General features: G+C 41.4%; 14 protein-coding genes. 5 read left to right on the forward strand and 9 right to left on the reverse strand.

Annotated elements, in window-relative coordinates; all coding sequences use genetic code 11:
- Positions 1–198: 198 nt before the first annotated feature.
- The 3 genes from phoR to IAE20_RS00430 form a co-directional block, all read right to left on the reverse strand.
- On the reverse strand, positions 199–1557 hold the full coding sequence (gene phoR, locus IAE20_RS00420) for a phosphate regulon sensor histidine kinase PhoR (protein WP_200482035.1): 1359 nt from the start codon (positions 1555–1557) through the stop codon (positions 199–201).
- A 10-nt stretch (positions 1558–1567) separates the two neighbouring features.
- Positions 1568–2278: a phosphate regulon transcriptional regulator PhoB gene (phoB, locus tag IAE20_RS00425; protein ID WP_200458980.1), complete on the reverse strand. Its 711-nt coding sequence runs from the start codon at positions 2276–2278 to the stop codon at positions 1568–1570.
- 201 nt (positions 2279–2479) lie between these two features.
- On the reverse strand, positions 2480–3166 hold the full coding sequence (locus IAE20_RS00430) for a TetR/AcrR family transcriptional regulator (protein WP_200458981.1): 687 nt from the start codon (positions 3164–3166) through the stop codon (positions 2480–2482).
- Between the two features lie 195 nt (positions 3167–3361).
- Here IAE20_RS00430 and IAE20_RS00435 point away from each other — a divergent pair, with 195 nt between their 5' ends.
- Positions 3362–4198, forward strand: coding sequence for an SDR family NAD(P)-dependent oxidoreductase (locus IAE20_RS00435; protein ID WP_200458982.1), 837 nt, complete (start codon positions 3362–3364; stop codon positions 4196–4198).
- 41 nt (positions 4199–4239) lie between these two features.
- Here the strand turns inward: IAE20_RS00435 and IAE20_RS00440 are convergent, their stop codons facing one another.
- The 5 genes from IAE20_RS00440 to IAE20_RS00460 all read right to left on the reverse strand — a co-directional run bounded on the left by IAE20_RS00440 (position 4240) and on the right by IAE20_RS00460 (position 9400).
- Positions 4240–5607: an MATE family efflux transporter gene (locus IAE20_RS00440; RefSeq protein WP_200458983.1), complete on the reverse strand. Its 1368-nt coding sequence runs from the start codon at positions 5605–5607 to the stop codon at positions 4240–4242.
- Between the two features lie 117 nt (positions 5608–5724).
- Complete coding sequence (locus IAE20_RS00445; protein ID WP_200458984.1) at positions 5725–6876, reverse strand: methionine aminotransferase; 1152 nt, start codon at positions 6874–6876, stop codon at positions 5725–5727.
- Between the two features lie 32 nt (positions 6877–6908).
- Positions 6909–8216: a DUF445 domain-containing protein gene (locus IAE20_RS00450; protein ID WP_200458985.1), complete on the reverse strand. Its 1308-nt coding sequence runs from the start codon at positions 8214–8216 to the stop codon at positions 6909–6911.
- Positions 8217–8230: 14 nt separating this feature from the next.
- On the reverse strand, positions 8231–8815 hold the full coding sequence (locus tag IAE20_RS00455; protein ID WP_200458986.1) for a CC0125/CC1285 family lipoprotein: 585 nt from the start codon (positions 8813–8815) through the stop codon (positions 8231–8233).
- Positions 8816–8860: 45 nt separating this feature from the next.
- Positions 8861–9400 carry a DUF924 family protein gene (locus IAE20_RS00460; protein ID WP_200458987.1) on the reverse strand — a complete coding sequence of 180 codons (540 nt, stop codon included), beginning with the start codon at positions 9398–9400 and terminating at the stop codon, positions 8861–8863.
- 204 nt (positions 9401–9604) lie between these two features.
- Here IAE20_RS00460 and gshA point away from each other — a divergent pair, with 204 nt between their 5' ends.
- Positions 9605–11182, forward strand: coding sequence for a glutamate--cysteine ligase (gshA, locus tag IAE20_RS00465; protein WP_200482034.1), 1578 nt, complete (start codon positions 9605–9607; stop codon positions 11180–11182).
- A gap of 17 nt (positions 11183–11199) precedes the next feature.
- The gene (locus IAE20_RS00470) at positions 11200–11706 is read left to right on the forward strand and encodes a disulfide bond formation protein B (protein WP_200458989.1); all 507 of its coding nucleotides are present in this window, start codon (positions 11200–11202) and stop codon (positions 11704–11706) included.
- Positions 11707–11827: 121 nt separating this feature from the next.
- Here the strand turns inward: IAE20_RS00470 and IAE20_RS00475 are convergent, their stop codons facing one another.
- On the reverse strand, positions 11828–13177 hold the full coding sequence (locus tag IAE20_RS00475) for a hypothetical protein (RefSeq protein WP_200482033.1): 1350 nt from the start codon (positions 13175–13177) through the stop codon (positions 11828–11830).
- A 218-nt stretch (positions 13178–13395) separates the two neighbouring features.
- Between IAE20_RS00475 and IAE20_RS00480 the strand changes: the two genes are divergently transcribed.
- Positions 13396–13983, forward strand: a complete 588-nt coding sequence (locus tag IAE20_RS00480) for a YqiA/YcfP family alpha/beta fold hydrolase (RefSeq protein WP_200458991.1) — start codon at positions 13396–13398, stop codon at positions 13981–13983.
- 14 nt (positions 13984–13997) lie between these two features.
- On the forward strand, positions 13998–15878 hold the full coding sequence (gene parE / locus IAE20_RS00485; protein ID WP_200482032.1) for a DNA topoisomerase IV subunit B: 1881 nt from the start codon (positions 13998–14000) through the stop codon (positions 15876–15878).
- Positions 15879–15912 lie beyond the last annotated feature (34 nt).

A 15912-nucleotide genomic window follows, 5' to 3' on the forward strand; every position in this document is an offset into this window, starting at 1 on the left:
CTAAAATAAGAATTTAAAATGCACTTATGAGTGCATTTGTGGTTATATTAGCGCTAAAAAATAAATAAGCAACCCTTTTTGCACTTGGTAGTGCAAAAATGAATTGGTCATTTATAGATTTATGGAGATTTAAACTAAGGATAAAAAAGTACATATGACTTTTTTTAAGGTGTAGATAAACGGTTATGTTTCGAGATTTTAAACCATCTGGTATAAGCGTTCTTTTGGAAAAACGGCTTTAAATAAAGAACCTTCATTTTCTCTGGAGACAACATCCAGATACGCGCCATGTTGCATAAGTACATGTTTAACAATTGCAAGTCCGAGTCCAGTTCCACCAGTTGCACGACTTCGTGCGCTATCTACTCGATAAAAACGTTCAGTTAATCGAGGTAAGTGTCTAGGATCAATACCGATCCCATTATCCTGAACGGTAAAGTAGCCGTGTTCACCATCATCATGCCAGCCAATAGTAATAATGCCACCTTTAGGGGTGTATTTAATCGCATTGGTAATCAGGTTACTAAAAGCACTCGCAATTTCCATATCTGAACCAATCAGATCACAGTGACTATCAATATCTAGATTTAGCGTATGTCCGTAATCTGCATTATAGGCTTGCGCATCATCAAACAGTTGATTCATCAAGCTTGGCATTTCAATAATCTGATTCTTAGCAATTTTTTTGTTATTTTCCAGATTTGAAAGCAACAGTAAGTCATTCACCAGCGCATTCATACGCTTAGTTTGGGATTGCATCTGATCAAATGCGCGTTTCCAACGTGGGCTTAAATCCTCTTGATCTGTAAAGGTTTCAATATAACCACTCAACACGGTTAAGGGAGTGCGCAACTCATGCGAAATATTGTCGACAAAGTCTTTACGCATTTGTTCAAGATTGTGCATGCGAGTGACATCGTAGGCGACCAGCAGCACACTATCACCTCCAAAAGGAGTGAGTTTGATTTGAACATAATGATCATCCAGTACAGATGATTTCAATTTGATGCCATCAGGTGCTTGATCAATATAGTTAAAATACTCAATAAAACTCGGTTGTCGTAGTATGCTTAATATATTGGTACCACGATCCAGTATTTTAATTCCCAAGAGTTTTTCTGCGGCAGGGTTACACCATTCAATTTGATGTAAATCATCCACCAGCACAACTGCTTCATTTAGAGCGACTAATGATGATTGGGCACGATCAATCAGCCCGACCATTTCAGCTTGAACCACACGTTCCTGTCGCTGGGCACGATAAACATTAAACAGTAAAGCTCCCCAGATACCATTGAGGTTAGGTGGGGTATCGTAAGGGCGATTAGAAATCCACTCATTGACAATGTACAACGAGCGTAGTTGTAAGCCAAAGAAAATCAAAAATGCGATGAGGATACAAATGCCTAAATGGTCGAGACCAAATCCCACAAAAGCTGCAATAATAAGCAAAAAAGCCAGTAATCTTAAATCTTGCTTGGCAAAGGTCCATAAACTGCTGTAGCGAAAACGTTTATGTTCACGGGCAAGATCTGGAACGGGATAGGGTTCGTACATAAAAGGTGCTTTAACCTGCTGCTAAATCCGCACGTGTTGAAAAACGATAGCCTGTACCACGTACAGTCTGTACAAATCGATCTACACCGAATGGCTCTAAGACTTTGCGTAAACGACGAATATGTACATCAATGGTACGATCTTCAATATAAACATTGCCCCCCCAGACCTGATCCAGCAGTTGGGCACGAGTGTAGGCGCGTTCAGGATGCGTCATGAAGAAAGCCAATAAACGGTATTCAGTCGGCCCCATATCTAGAATGTTACTTCCAAAACTTACGCGTTGGCTAACAGGATCTAGAATAAGTCCATTCGCGTCAATGGCTTTTTCACCATTTAAAGCATTGGCACGCCGTAATACTGCCTTGATTCGGGAAACCAATTCACGTGTTGAAAAAGGTTTGGTCATATAGTCATCTGCGCCTGCATCCAGACCTTGTACTTTATGGTCTTCTTCGCCACGCGCGGTGAGCATAATGACAGGAATCTCAGATAATGTCTCATCGCGTTTTAAGCGACGACATAGATCAACCCCGCTGACACCACCGGGTAACATCCAATCCAGTAAAATTAAAGCAGGACGCTGATCAACAATCATTTGATGCGCTTGTTTGGCATCTTCGGCCTGTAAACATTGAAAGCCTGCCATATCCAGTGAGGTATGAATCATTTCACGGATGGGAAGTTCGTCATCGACGATTAAAATATAGTCATCTTTCACAACGCAATTACCCTATTTAGTTTATTGAACGGCGTACCGTTTTATTTATGACAGGCTTATTACAAAGATTAATTATGACAGTATCATTGCAGAATTCATCAGAACGTGTTTTTTTAGCATGAATTGTGACAAAAAATTGCATCCGTGATGATCAATTCATGACAAAAGCTCAATTTTTAATAAGGTTAATGTCAACTTAATTTATTTTTCTTTCTCGGAAAAAGTTTGTAGTAGAGATAAAAATACCGTACGGCAAGCAAATAGCACATCTTCTTGGGATTGTTTAAATCCCCCCATGACCCAACGAATAGCGATTTGGGTGACATAACCGTTTAATCCCGTTGCGATCAAAGAAACTTCCTGCTCTGAACGTTGTAAATGCGGCATCATCAGCATGACAAAAGCCTGAATCATACGGTCAAAACGTAGCATGGTTTCCTGAATAGTGGCCTGATTATGCAGCTCTTGTACTAGCATGGCATCAATATAAATAATACGGGCTAAACGGGGATCTTCTTTGAGTGTTCGTAATAATGAATTGAGACCCGCATCAATCATATTGACGGGGTCAGGTGCGGCCTGCATGACACCCTGCATGACATTTTGTTGTAAAGTTTCGATCAGTTTTAAGAAAATGGTCTGAAATAATTCTTCGCTTTTTTTAAAAGATTCATAAAAATACCGTTCTGTCAGTTTGGCTTCATTGCAGACATCCTTTACCGTGACTGAAAAAAATCCCTGTGTTCCGTAGGTTTCTATTCCTGCCTCAATGAGTTTTTCACGACGTACATGCTTACGTTCAGTCAAAGACAAGCCTTTAAATTGACGTTCTTTATTGACTGTTTTTTTGTTCTGTTTTGCATTTAAATCGGATTTGTGTGTAGTCATTGATATGTGGTGTCCTCATTGGCTATGGAGAGTTTAGCAAGTTTTGGCCAAAATAACCGAGTCAGTCATTTGTTTGAGTATTTACTCTAGATCGGATAGATTGTATTGACAATATGTATTGTCAAAAATATAGTGATTGAATCATGTACATCAGCATGGGTTTGTGTACACCTATTTAAGGGAAAAGGTCAGGCAATGAAAAATTTTAAAAATAAAGTCGCTGCAGTTACGGGAGCAGGCTCAGGTATAGGCCAGCAACTTGCTCTTTTATTGGCAAAAGAAGGATGCCATTTGTCACTGAGTGATATCAATGAACAAGGACTTGCAGCGACGGTCGAACTGCTTAAACCTTATAATATTCGTGTCACCACACAAAAACTGGATGTGTCAGATCGCCATGCGGTGAAGACTTGGGCAGAACAAACCGTTCAAAATCATGGTTTCGTGAACATGATTTTTAACAATGCGGGTGTTGCATTAGGCTCTACGGTTGAAGGTGCTAGTTATGAAGAACTGGAATGGATTGTAAATATTAATTTCTGGGGTGTGGTTTATGGCACCAAAGAGTTTTTACCATTTATTAAGCAAACCAAAGATGGCCATATCGTCAACATTTCGAGTCTATTTGGTTTGATTTCACAACCGACCCAGTCGGCTTATAATGCAACAAAATTTGCAGTTCGCGGTTTTACCGAGTCTTTGCGTCAAGAACTAGACATGCAAAATTGTGGAGTCAGCGCCCTGTGTGTACATCCAGGTGGGATTCGTACCAATATTGCCAATGCTGCAAAAATGAATGACAGTTTAAAAACCTTGGGTATGCACCCTGAAAAATCGATTAAAGCATTTAATAAATTATTGCGCTGCCCACCCGAAGAAGCGGCGCGTCAGATACTTGAAGCTGTTCGCAAAGATAAGCGTCGTTTATTAATTGGTAATGATGCAAAAGTACTGGATCTTATGCAACGCTTTTTACCAACAGGTTATCAGCGTGTCAGTGAATTTGGAACTAAGCTAACCAATAAACTTTAATATCATCAAAGCCCACTAAAATTAAGTGGGCTTTTTTTGCGTTAAATTAACACTTTAATGGCTTTTTTCTTCCAGATAAATTGATAATAACTGGCTTGTAAAATACATAGGCTGACAAAGGCGAGAGCATACGCATACCAAATGCCTTTTAGTCCCCAGAGGCTACTAAACCAGTATGCACAAGGCACTTCAATACATAAAATCGCTGCAATATTAATCAGCATAGGCATTGTCACGGTGCCGCTTGACCGCATAATCGAAGCAAAAATGGCGCTGGCACCAAAAAATAAAATTGACCATAGCACAATAAATAAAAGCTGCTGTCCAAGTTGAACGACACTATCATCGGTAATAAATAAAGCCATCAAATATTTTGAAAATAGATACGCCAGAATGACCAGTGTTCCAGTAATGATGATATTCATCCACAGCGCCGTGCGGGTAACGCGGGCTAACAAATCCGATTTTCCCATTCCAATCGCTTGTGCGCCAAAAATAGAAGCGGCAATGGCAATAGATAAAGCAGGAAACTGGATATAGTTCAAAACCTGATTGACCGCGCCATAAGCAGCAGTTGCGTGCGCACCAAACCGATTAACCAGACCTACAACGACTAGTCCAGCTACTGAGGTAGTGACCATTTGAACCCCAGTTGGAATTCCTAAACGTAAAATCAGTCGACTTAATTCGGCATCGTAACGGATATGTTTGAGCAGCGCTAAATCAGGTTTAAGGGGATGATTCTTCTTATTTAAATAAATAATTAAAAAGAGAATAACTAATGCATTACCTGTAATGGTGGCAATGGCTGGCGCAATAATGCCCAGTTTGGGAAAACCAAAATAACCTGCAATGAGCACTGGAGTAATCACTAGACCAATTAAACTGGTTAAGGACAAGGCAACTAGCGGCGTGATACTGTCACCCACGCCACGTAAAATAGAGGTATAAATAATATACACAAATAATAAAGGACTACCTGCTAGCATCCAGCGTACATAAGGTAAAGACAGATGCAACACACTGGAATCTGTACCTAAAGCCAGCAAAACATGGGGCGCAAAAAACACGCCTAAGGCTGCGATAATACAACCTCCAATCATGGTCATAAATAAAGTAGAACCCACTACACAGCGGACTTTTTCAATATTTTGTGCGCCCCATGCTTGCCCGACCAAGACTGTCGAACCTGCCGACAATCCAATCACAAAAGCCATTAAACAAAACAAAATGGGAAAAAACACAGCGACAGCCGCAATAGCATCGACGCCCATCATTTGACCAACAAAAACCGTATTAATGGTGCCTGACAGATTTTGCAGGATATTGGTGGCAATTAACGGCAACAAGAAAATCAAAAAAGTTTTCCATATCTTTTGTTGCTGAATCAGGGGACGGTGAGGGGGCATTTATTCTCCATTAATATGAATGCGCAAGTGGTATTGTGATTGATTATTCCTTTACTGACAAAATAACACGTTGCTTTAAAAAGATGGTTATTTTACGCGTATGAGACTGACGATGAATTAACACGCACTCAATAGATGTACAGCACGTTGCAAGGTTTGTTCAGTTTTGGCAAAACAAAAGCGAATTAAGCGTAAATCTGAAGGTGGGTGTTTATAAAATACAGATAGAGGAATAGCGACGATACCTTTTTCTTCCGCTAGAAAATAGCACATTTCAATATCATTTAAATCAGGACGAATTTCACTGTAATCAACTGTTTGAAAATAGGTGCCTTGGCACGGTACAAATCGAAAACGCGACTGTTGAAGACCCTGATTAAATGTATCTCTTTTGATTTGATAAAAATTGGCCAGTTCAGTTATATGCTCAGGGTGTTGTTGCATATAGTGCGTTAAGGCAATTTGCGCAGGCGTATTGCCACAAAAGTTTGCGTATTGATAAATCTGTCGAAATAGGTGCATGAGGGGCGCAGCAGCAACGCAATAACCAGTTTTCCAACCTGTTACATGAAAGGTTTTACCAAAAGAACCAACGACAAAGCTACGTTCTCTTAATTCAGGGAAGTGCAAGGCACTCCAATGTTTAGCCCCATCAAAGATGAGATGCTCATAGACTTCATCCGACAATACCAATAAGTCGTGCTTTTCGACCAGTTCAATCAACTGCTGCCAATCCTGATACGACCAAATGGTACCTGTTGGATTATGCGGCGTATTGACGATAATCATACGGGTACGTGGGCTGATATGGGCTGCAACCTGACCCCAATTTACTTTAAACTCAGGGGCATCCAGCGCAATATGTACAGGAATACCCCCTGCAACGCGTACCGCAGGGTCATAACTATCATAGCTCGGATCAAAAATGATAACTTCGTCACCCGTATGGATCGTGGCTTGAATGGCAGCAAATAAACCGATAGTTGCACCAGGAGTAATGGTGATCTGCGTTAAAGGGTCAAGGGTGACCTGATCGCGTTGCTGAAATTGTAACGCAACCTGTTGGCGCAAAGGCAAATAGCCATCCCCTGCAACGTATTGATTGTGTCCGTTTCGAGTCGCTTCACATAAAGCTTCAATCAAATCGGGTGGTGCAGCAAAATCAGGGAACCCTTGAGAAAGATTAAGCGCATTTAAGCGTTGAGCCAACGCAGACATGGTACTGAATATAGTCACGCCTTGATCAGGCAATTTGGATGACAGTTGCATGGCTCAAACGGTTCTCATCTGGAAAAATAATCTTATAGCATATAATCGACTAGCGCGCGGATGATGCCTAATACCAGACCAATAAATGCACCCACCACGACGCCATTGACGCGGATCATATGCAGATCACCACCGACTTCATTTTCAATCTTGGCAATCATTTCCCGTGAATCCCATTCATGAATCCGTTCACTGATATAACGAATGATTTTATCGCTATATTGATCGCTAAAAGTAATGGCCAGCCCTTTCATTTTTTCATTGAGCACTTCACGTACGGCCGTGTTCTGGATCAGATTATGTCCTACCTGCTCAATCGCTACCCGTAAATTTTGAGCAATGCCAGAATCTTCTTTAAGTAAATCCTGTTTGATGGCATGACATAAAATGACGACAGCACCACTAATAAAATTGAGTACTTGTGGGCTATCTAGCAGAGCATTTTTACCTTCATTTAAACGACGACTTGCTTCACTGTCTGCATCGGCCAGTTGCAACATCATACTTTGTGCACCCTGTTCGATGCCTTGTCGCCACGGATGTTCAGGGTCGGCTAGCATTGACTCGACTTTTTCGATGAGGGAATCAATAGTGCGTTGTTGTACATCTATCCCGATCCAACTGGCACCTTTAGCCAGTTTCCACACGCCAAGTTCTTTAAACAGGGTACGTGTCAGCTCACGTGCCTGATCAGGATGGGTCACAATCCATTCATGGGCGAGATCAAGCCCGCGTTGTAGTACATCCTGATGGAAGTCATTTTCCAAGACGGCACGTAACATTTCACTGGCAAGTGAGTTGATTTGGGTGTTTTTAACCCATTGCACACTATTGGTTTGAATAAAACGTGCAATTTGTTCCTGACTGATAAACTCAAACAGTTTAGGAAGCGTTTGCTGAATCAATTGCACGATTTGCGTATTATTTTTAGGATTGGCCAGCCATTGCCCAATTGCCAGACTTAAATCAATCGTGTTTAAGCTGCGCTCGACAACTTGAGGCGATAGAAAGTTTTCCTGTACAAAACGGCCCATCGATTCTGCAATACGGGTTTTATTACGCGGAATAATTTCAGTATGGTCCAGCAAAAACTTGGGAATTGGAATTTTGCCAAACGGATTGCGAAACAGCACTGTAATGGCATACCAGTCGGCTAGCCCCCCGACGACCCCCGCTTCTGCGGAGAGCATCAAAATATGAATGATCCATGCATATTCAGGCCAAAATTTTGCCATAACCATGAGTACGATCCACGCCGCAACCGCGCTCAGTAGCGCAATTGTGGCATAGCGTCTACTCCGACTTAAACTCGGAGAATGAGATGTTTCTTCAACCTGCATGCAAGCATCCTGTCTTAATTTTTGTTATTGCTGCTGCCCGTCGTAGGTTGAGAGTTTACTGGTTGAGGCAATAACACTTCACCAGACGGACTTAAGCCATATTTTTTTCCTAATGACTGTAAGATCAAGGTCGCATCAAACGCATCACTGGATGCAGTTTTTTGATCTTTATAACACTCTATACTATACGACACTTCGACGGGATCGATATTGACCACACGTGGTGAATCATAGAAGGGATCCGGCCAAAAACCAGGATAACGGCGATAATAACCGTATGGATAATAATTGGGTGATGAATAAACCACAGCCTGTCGTGGAGGCTTTTGCGTTTGGTTACTTGGATCATCCATTACTTTGAAATAGCGAAAACCATTTTGAACCGTGGTTTGTGCGGCTTTGACCAGCGTAATTTCCTCAGCCGTACCATAACTCATATTGGGATCGGCTTTAAAACTGATTCGATAAATCTGGTTATTCAGCGGATATGTGGCAAATTGCCCGAGTTGATCAAAAGTCCTCGGTTTTTGAGGCGTGGTCGCGCATCCAGAAAGCACCAAAAGACTTGCCAATGCGGCACTGAGAGATAGATATTTCATCACGAACTCCTTTTATATGACATGCACGGAGTAAATAAATACGGTTTAAAAACTACTGTTGGGTTGGGTTAAAAATTCACGTTCTTCAGCAGTTGATTCACGACCTAAAACTTCATTACGATGCGGATAGCGTCCAAACCGATCAATAATAGCCTTATGTTTTTTCTCAAAGTCCAGATTAACAGGGTTACCCAGACGCTGAAATAGTTTCAGTGCAAACTCATGAATCAATTTGGATTCGCTATGCATGAATGGCATGTATAGGAAAGAACGCTGCGGTGGGCTCAGTTCTGCATCTAGTTGCAGGCTAATAGCTTCCTGAGCCAATGTGAGTGCCATTGCATCATGGGCAAAGGCTTGCGCCTGATCCCGATATAAATTTCTGGAAAATTGATCCAGTACAATGATTTCTGCAAGACGACCTTCGGCATCCTGACGCCAAGACCAGAGTTCTGCCTGTGTAGCTTGACGATGAACTTCAGCAAATTGGCTGTGAATCTTTGCATCAAATTCATCACTTTTTTTAAACCATAAGGGTTCTTGTTCAGGATTAAACCAAAAATTTAGAATATCTTGTGGATTCATTGTAAACGACTCTTTTCCTATTTATTCTTCAATAAAATCACAAAACAAGCATGTCTTATAGACCAAGTTTGTGATAAAAAATTGCCAAAGTGAAATTGCTAATTTTCATAAATCATATCAGGGTGCTGCGCTGTCTAGCAGATTTCACGTTATACTAAAGTCATGATTTTTTTCATCGTTCTTTAAATCAGCGAGCAGGTGTACATGAGTCAACCCAAATCAGCTTCTCCAACTGTCGTGCCGACGTGGGTAGATTCTTCACTCTTAAAAGGTATGTTGCGTGGGATTGAGCGCGAAAGTTTGCGTATGCAGAGCAATGGCTTTCTATCGCAGAACCCTCATCCCAAAGCACTGGGTTCAGCCTTAACACATCCACGGATTACCACGGACTACTCTGAAGCACTGATGGAATTCATTACGCCGCCTAAAGAGACTATTCCTGCGGTTTTAGAAGACCTCAAAGACATTCATGCAGTGGTTCATCGCCATTTAAATCCTGGCGAAAAACTATGGCCCTTGTCCATGCCTTGTATGCTGGATGACAAAGAAGAAAATATTCCTTTAGCCGATTACGGAACATCGAATATTGGACGTTTTAAAACGCTATATCGTCGTGGGCTTGGGGTACGCTATGGTCGTCGTATGCAAACGATTTCTGGGGTTCATTATAATTTATCTTTCCCTGAATCACTGTTTGCTACATTACAGCAACATGAAATGGATCCTGCATTAAAACAGCTCAATGCACAGGATTATCGAAGCCATCGTTATTTCGGTCTGATTCGTAATTTTATTCGTTTAACGCCTTTGGTTATTTTTTTGGTGGGTGCCAGTCCCTCGGTATGTCGCTGTTTTTTGACAGGACGAGATCATCATTTACAGCCTTTAGTCAAAGGAACCATGTATTTGCCAGATGCAACAGCATTGCGTATGGGACGTTTAGGGTATCAAAACTCGGCACAGAAACAACTGGGCATTCATTATAATGATATCAACGCCTATCTGGAGGGCTTGCAAAAAGCAGTCAAAACCCCTTATCCGCCGTTTACCGAGTTAGGTTTAAATGATGAACAGGGTGAACCGATTCAAATTAATGACCATGTATTGCAAATTGAAAATGAATATTACAGTCTGGTACGACCAAAACAAGTACCAGAAAACGGTGAAACACCGTCACAGGCTTTACAGAACCGTGGTGTAGGATACGTTGAACTGCGTGCGGTCGATGTCAATCCTTATAGTCCAATTGGGATTGATGAAAACACAGCGGGCTTTTTGGAAGCGCTGGCGTTGTATTGTTTATTATTAGAAAGTCCTACAATTAATGACGATGAACAGGATTTAATTGAAAAAAATCAAAATACTATAGTAAATGATGGGCGCTCACCAGAGGCCAAAATTATTGCTCAAACAGGGGAGCAGTCTGTACAACATTGGGTACTGCAGCATCTTGAGCAGATACAAAAATGTGCAAATTTGCTAGATGAACTTTATCAAACCACCTTGTACAGTGATGCCCTTCATATCATGGAGCAACGTGCCCAAAAGATTGAGCAGACGCTTTCTGCTCAAGTAGTTGAAGATACGTTAACCCATGGAGGAACCTGGAATTTTGGTAGTGTGCTGGCACATAACTATGCCGAAATGTACAATGAATATGAATTAAGTGTTGAAAAAGCTACTTATTTTGAGCAGTTAGCTCAACAGTCTTTGCAACAACAACATCAACTAGAGCAAGAAAGTACAATGAGTTTTAACAGCTATCTTGCCCAATTTAGATAAAAAAAAGAGGTATATCCATGCAATGGCGTAATTATCGCTTTATCAATGGATTATTGGTACTTGCCAGCATTATTGGCATGTCATTTGCGCTGTATTTGGAACATGTCAAAGGACTGGATCCTTGTCCTTTATGTATATTTCAGCGCGTTGGATTGATGGTCATGGGAATTTTTGCCCTGATTGCATTTTTACATAATCCTGTTTCAAATACAGTTAAACGTTTCTATACGCTGCTTGCGACCTTAGGAATTTTATGGTCAGCTGGGGTGGCGGTACGTCATGTCTGGTTGCAGACATTACCACCCGACCAAGTCCCTAGTTGTGGTCCAGGACTCAACTATTTACTGGATGCGTTACCATTAAAAACAGTTTTGAGCGAGGTACTTTCTGGCTCTGGAGAGTGTGCAGCGATTGATTGGACATTTTTAGGATTCTCTTTACCTGTCTGGTCACTGGCATTTTTTAGTGTGTTATTCGTGATCTGTTTATGGCAGCTATTTAGAACTTACCCAGTTTCAAAATGAGGAGCAATGCTCCCCCAAAACAAACCCTGAGTTGTGTTTAAAACAGCGTAAGATTTGCAAGCTACATTTTCAGCATGGCGGCTCATCTTACGCTTGTACAAAGCGTTGCTTTTCTATGCGCTTAGGTTTCAACAATTCCCGTGAGATCAGTTAAGTCATAATTTTGCATATTGATCATATGAGTTTGGACGCCTAGACACGCATAATCATCATGTTCAGGATAAAACCAGCGAGTAATTTGTTCAGAAACACTGGAATGGTACTGAATTTCAAAATGATTCAATCCATAAAATACAGCTTTATGAGATTCGGGTAGCTTGAGTTGGAAGCGTGGATTTGGATGCTCTCCTAATGCACTTTTAACACTGACCAGATAGTCGCCAATAATCGAAAGAGCTTTTCGGTTTTTTTTCTGATTTTCGTGTTCAACTGTTCCGGCTACAAAGAACGCATTAATATGTGAAGGTAACGGAGCAGGTTTGCGATTATCATCCATCAGGCCAATGCGAGCTTCCAGATGCTCCCAGTCATCATCACGAACACTGCCATGACGTAAGTCTAAAATACCATTACTGCGAATATTAACGAGATGACCAATCAGCTTGACGAATGGAAAACTTCCCAGTCTTTCTTGCAGCGCAAAGCCAAAGCGTTCTAAAACTGCGCCATGATGCGGTGAACCAATACAGACCAGATTGCCCACCATATGTGTCCACTGGTGCATATTTTGTTTGCCATAAAATAAAGCACTACGCGACACTAAACCACCCATACTATGTCCGATTAGATCAATACTGGTAATGCGTGGGTTACGGTTAATCAGGTCTTCCAGCGTATTGGCTAAACTACGACCATTGGCCGAAATACGCCGCCCCGTGTTGTAATTCAGGTACAGCATAATATTATGATCACGTTGTGCCAGTAGACGCTCCCCAATTCCACCAAAATTACGATTGGTCCAGTCCGTGTGATTCATACACAGACCATGGGTAAATATCACAACACGACCTGCAATATCGCCCTGCTGCAATGCGCCGTAGTGATCATACAACACCATTGGCAATGCCATAGGGTTTTGATGTTTGAGTAGATAATCTCCTAATACACCATTTAAGGCACCTACCATAAAGTGCAGAGTGGGTGTCAAAGGTTTATCGTGTAATGTAGGAAATTGTTCAATAATACGACGTAAACTTGGAGCAAGAAAATAACGTCCATATTTTTGTAAGCTACTATATGACCAGTGTTGTAAGCGTTCAATCCTCGGGATTTTTAAAAATCGACGTGATTGCTGGTCACTCATACCAAAGGTACTTTGTAATACTTCACGATGAATGATCTGAACAATATCGTGAACCCCTAATAAACTGGTGCTGACCAGCTGTGCCAAACCTTCAAGCACATCGGCCTGACTCGGTGGCGTACGATCCCATTTACAATAGGTTTCGTGTAATGGCGTTAAACTTGGCATTTCCAAATCCTTGATTCATGCACTCACCTGATACTTTATTTTTCATTTGCTTCAGGTTATAAAACGATTATATTCATCTTAGGTGTTGCATTCACAACACGTTAAAAATACTGATGAATGACCAGTTATTTTTATTTTTTTGTCTAACAATTTAGTGACACATACAAATTAAAACATATTTGTGATAAATATCACATTATTGACGGTGATGCTTTCCAATGAATCTGATTTATTTACATGGCTTTCAAAGTAGTCCTTTGTCGATTAAAGGGCAACAACTCAAGCAATATTGTCAAATAAATCATCCTGAGATACGAGTACATTTACCTGACTTAAATTTACCGCCTTTGATGGTGATGAATGTGATTCAGCAGTTCATTGAAGAATTGGATCAGGTTGTGCTGGTGGGAAGTAGCTTTGGTGGTTTTTATGCGACCCAGTTTGTCGCTAAGTATGCATTACCTGCTGCATTGGTTAACCCTGCTGTGCGACCATGGCAATTGTTTCGGGATTTATTCGGTGTAGATCAGATCCCCTATTGGGTGGGTGAGCACTGGACATTAACCGCGCAACATCTGGATCAACTTGAACAACTGGCTGTACCATATGCAGATGCTGCCGAGAAAATACTCGTGCTACTCCAGCAGGGTGATGAAACTTTGGATTATCGTGAGGCACAGCGGTATTATAGTCAGCCATCGCATAGCGCCTTGATTTTATCGGATGCGCATGGTAACCATGCAATGGATGATTTTGAACAAAAAATACCGTTGATTCTTGAATTTTTAACCTATTCGCTTAAATAAGGAAATCGTACAAGGTGTCACAATATACGGCTCAATCGCTTGAAGTTTTATCAGGTTTAGACCCTGTGCGTCGTCGTCCGGGTATGTATACCGATACGACACGTCCAAACCATCTTGCGCAGGAAGTGATTGATAACGCCGTCGATGAGGCGTTGGCTGGTCATGCCAATAAAATCTGTGTCACGGTATATAAAGATGGTTCATTGTCGGTTGAAGACAACGGTCGTGGTATGCCTGTTGATATTCATCCTGAATATGGGCAAAGCGGTATAGAAATTATTCTGACCAAACTGCATGCGGGTGGTAAATTTAGTACTGATAACTATCAGTTTTCAGGTGGCTTGCATGGCGTAGGGATTTCTGTAGTAAATGCCCTATCTAGTCGGGTTGAAGTTGACGTTCAGCGTCAGGGTAATCTCTATAAAATGGCTTTTGAGCAGGGCGAACCCGTTGCACCGCTTGAGGTATTTGAAGGTAAAGTGGCAAAACGAGCGACTGGAACGACAGTACATTTCTGGCCAGAAGCCAAATATTTTGACAGTCCAAAATTTGCCCTAAAAGCACTAAAGCATAATTTAAAAGCTAAAGCAGTTTTAGCAGCTGGACTCAAAATTAGCTATATCGATGAAATCAACGATGAAAAAATTGAATGGCAATTTGAAAATGGTTTAGTCGACTATTTGATGGATGAGCTGGAAGATCGTGAGATTGTCCCGATGCCTGCTTTTGTCAGTAATGGTCAAGCCGAACGTGCCAGTTGTGAGTTTGCAATCTGTTGGAATGTTGAGGGCGGTGAACAAATTCAGGAAAGTTATGTCAACCTGATTCCCACCGCACAAGGAGGAACGCATGTCAACGGTTTGCGTTCTGGCGTGACCGAAGCTTTACGTGAATTCTGTGAACTACGCAATTTATTACCCCGTAATTTAAAACTCTCCGCAGAAGATGTCTGGGATGGCGTGAATTATATTCTTTCACTTAAGTTTCAGGAACCTCAATTTTCAGGTCAAACTAAAGAAAGACTGTCCAGCCGTGAAGCATCTGGCATTGTTCTGAATATTTCTAAAGACGCTTTTGCCTTATGGCTCAACCAAAATTCAGAGGTTGCCATGCAACTGGCTGAAATGGCCATTTCAAAAGCAGGTCGGCGTTTAAAAGCGGCCAAAAAAGTTGAACGGAAAAAGATTGTGTCAGGTCCCGCCTTGCCTGGAAAACTTGCAGATTGTGTGGGTTTGACCCGTGAAGAATCTGAGTTATTTATTGTCGAGGGTGATTCTGCGGGAGGAAGTGCCAAACAAGCACGGGATAAAAATTTTCAGGCTATTATGCCAATCCGCGGAAAAATCCTGAATACTTGGGAAATCTCCTCTGATGAAGTGTTGGCTTCGCAAGAAGTACATGACATTGCCATTGCGATTGGGGTCGATCCAGGAAGTGATGATTTATCAGAATTACGTTATGGCAAAGTCTGTATTCTGGCCGATGCCGATTCAGATGGTTTACATATTGCGACCTTGCTTTGCGCTTTATTTGTCAAACATTTTCCTGCATTGGTGGAAGAAGGCCATCTGTTTGTGGCAATGCCCCCCCTATTTCGTATTGATGCTGCAAAAGATGTTTTTTATGCACTGGATGAGGATGAGCTTGAAGCCATTCTAGGCAAAGTCAAAACCAAAAATCCACAAATTACCCGATTTAAAGGTTTGGGCGAAATGAATGCGGGTCAATTGCGTGAAACTACCATGGATCCAAATACGCGGCGATTAGTACAACTTGATTTGGATGATGCACATCTCACCGCGGGCCTGTTGGATAAGTTACTTGCAAAAAAACGTTCTGGCGATCGTAAACACTGGCTAGAACAAAAAGGTAATTTGGCAGATATCCCTATTTAAAGCATACTCTGTATCTAAACCTATTAAGATCATG

The sequence above is a fragment of the Acinetobacter sp. S54 genome (assembly GCF_016624945.1).
In the GTDB taxonomy this organism is placed as follows: Bacteria; Pseudomonadota; Gammaproteobacteria; order Pseudomonadales; family Moraxellaceae; genus Acinetobacter.

Excerpts from the sequence above, each read along its gene's own strand:
- IAE20_RS00445 (WP_200458984.1), bottom strand. The coding sequence starts at position 6,876 with ATGCAACTGTCATCCAAATTGCCTGATCAAGGCGTGACTATATTCAGT.
- IAE20_RS00430 (WP_200458981.1), bottom strand. The coding sequence starts at position 3,166 with ATGACTACACACAAATCCGATTTAAATGCAAAACAGAACAAAAAAACA.
- IAE20_RS00455 (WP_200458986.1), bottom strand. The coding sequence starts at position 8,815 with ATGAAATATCTATCTCTCAGTGCCGCATTGGCAAGTCTTTTGGTGCTT.
- IAE20_RS00460 (WP_200458987.1), bottom strand. The coding sequence starts at position 9,400 with ATGAATCCACAAGATATTCTAAATTTTTGGTTTAATCCTGAACAAGAA.
- IAE20_RS00440 (WP_200458983.1), bottom strand. The coding sequence starts at position 5,607 with ATGCCCCCTCACCGTCCCCTGATTCAGCAACAAAAGATATGGAAAACT.
- IAE20_RS00475 (WP_200482033.1), bottom strand. The coding sequence starts at position 13,177 with ATGCCAAGTTTAACGCCATTACACGAAACCTATTGTAAATGGGATCGT.
- IAE20_RS00435 (WP_200458982.1), top strand. The coding sequence starts at position 3,362 with ATGAAAAATTTTAAAAATAAAGTCGCTGCAGTTACGGGAGCAGGCTCA.
- gshA (WP_200482034.1), top strand. The coding sequence starts at position 9,605 with ATGAGTCAACCCAAATCAGCTTCTCCAACTGTCGTGCCGACGTGGGTA.
- IAE20_RS00470 (WP_200458989.1), top strand. The coding sequence starts at position 11,200 with ATGCAATGGCGTAATTATCGCTTTATCAATGGATTATTGGTACTTGCC.
- IAE20_RS00450 (WP_200458985.1), bottom strand. The coding sequence starts at position 8,216 with ATGCAGGTTGAAGAAACATCTCATTCTCCGAGTTTAAGTCGGAGTAGA.
- phoR (WP_200482035.1), bottom strand. The coding sequence starts at position 1,557 with ATGTACGAACCCTATCCCGTTCCAGATCTTGCCCGTGAACATAAACGT.
- IAE20_RS00480 (WP_200458991.1), top strand. The coding sequence starts at position 13,396 with ATGAATCTGATTTATTTACATGGCTTTCAAAGTAGTCCTTTGTCGATT.